Source organism: Rhodococcus sp. (in: high G+C Gram-positive bacteria), assembly GCF_049591685.1.
Lineage (GTDB): Bacteria > Actinomycetota > Actinomycetes > Mycobacteriales > Mycobacteriaceae > Rhodococcoides.
On the sequence record NZ_JBAWFH010000224.1, the window covers coordinates 1 to 1,699 of the forward strand.

General features: G+C 68.0%; 2 protein-coding genes. Both read left to right on the forward strand.

The window, feature by feature from the left end; translation table 11 throughout:
- On the forward strand, positions 1–1,069 hold a 1,069-nt coding region (locus tag WBQ44_RS09445; protein WP_495566444.1), incomplete at its 5' end, for a hypothetical protein.
- A gap of 13 nt (positions 1,070–1,082) precedes the next feature.
- The coding region (locus WBQ44_RS09450; RefSeq protein ID WP_495566445.1) for a glucose-6-phosphate dehydrogenase at positions 1,083–1,699 on the forward strand (617 nt) is incomplete at its 3' end.

Below are 1,699 nucleotides of genomic sequence, written 5' to 3' on the forward strand. Positions count from 1 at the left end.
CGGGTACACGGTGTTCAACGCCGACCCGACCGTGGGAGGTCGCTACTCGGCGCTGACCGCGTTCGGCCTGGTGCCTGCAGGTCTCGCCGGCGCCGACATCGACGAGCTGCTGGACGAAGCAGAGGCGTCCATGCTCGAGGTCGCGATCGACAGTCCCGACAACCCCGCCCTCGTCCTCGCCGCCGCCATCGCGGGTGGAGGCGACGCGCGACGCGACAAGCTGGGCCTGATCACGGACGGCACCCACATCGTGGGCCTGCCGGATTGGATCGAGCAGCTGGTGGCCGAGTCGACCGGAAAGTCGGGCACCGGCATCTTGCCCGTCGTCCTTCTCCCGGTCTCGCCCGAACTCGACTCGAAGCCGTCCGATCTGCAGATCGTGCGACTCGTCGATGAAGCCAAGGAGTTCCACCTCTTCGAGCACCACGCCGGCGAGATCCTGGTCAGCGGTTCGCTGGGTGCCCAGTTCATCGTGTGGGAGTACGCCACCGCCATCGCGGGCCGGATGCTGGGGATCAACCCATTCGACCAGCCCGACGTCGAATCGGCCAAGATCGCCACACGCGGCCTTCTCGACGAGCGCCCGACCCCTCGTGACGCCGACTTCACCATCGAGGGCGTCGAGGTGCGCGTGTCGGATCCGGCGCTCGCGACATCCGGCACCATCGCCGGTGTGCTCGACGCGCTGTGGGCGCAGCTGCCCGACGACGGATACGTCGCCGTGCAGGCGTACGTCAACCGGGGCGACGTCCCGCAGCTGCAGGGTCTGCGTGAGCTCGTCGCTGCGGATTCCGGCCGGCCGTCCACCTTCGGGTGGGGACCGCGCTTCCTTCACTCGACGGGACAGTTTCACAAGGGCGGCCCCGCCACGGGGGTGTTCCTCCAGATCGTCGAGCACACCGGAACCGATCTCGAGATTCCCGGCAGGCCGTTCACCTTCGGTGAGCTGCTCCAGGCGCAGGCCGCCGGTGACGCCGCCGTCCTCGCGGAGCACGGCCGTCCTGTCGTCACCCTGACACTGACCGATCCGCGGATCGAAGTGCTCTCGCTCTTCGAAGCCGCCCAGTAGGAGCATCCCCTCTATGACTATCGAGATCTCGCGCGGGAAGAATCCCCTGCGCGATGCCGGTGACGGCCGCCTCAATCGCATCGCCGGGCCGAGCGCCCTGGTGATCTTCGGCGTCACCGGCGATCTGTCCCGCAAGAAGCTCATGCCCGCCGTCTACGATCTGGCCAACCGCGGCCTGCTGCCGCCCGGCTTCGCGCTCGTCGGCTTCGCCCGTCGCGATTGGGAGGATCAGGACTTCGCTCAGGTCGTGCACGACGCCGTTCGCCAGCACGCGCGCACCGAGTTCCGCGACGAGACCTGGCAGCAGTTGCTCCAGGGCATCCGGTTCGTCTCGGGCGAGTTCGGCGATGCCGATGCGTTCCGCCGGCTGCGCGAGACCGTCGAGAAGCTCGACAACGAGCGCGGCACGATGGGAAACCACGCGTTCTACCTGTCGATCCCGCCGAAGGACTTCCCCCTGGTCGCGGAACAGCTCAAAGCATCGGGACTGGTCGACGACACCGCCGACCGACCCGAGCGGTGGCGGCGCGTCGTCATCGAGAAGCCGTTCGGACACAACCTCGAGACCGCTCAGTCGCTCAACGACGCGCTCCGCACCGCGTTTCCGGCCGACTCGATCTTCCGCATCGA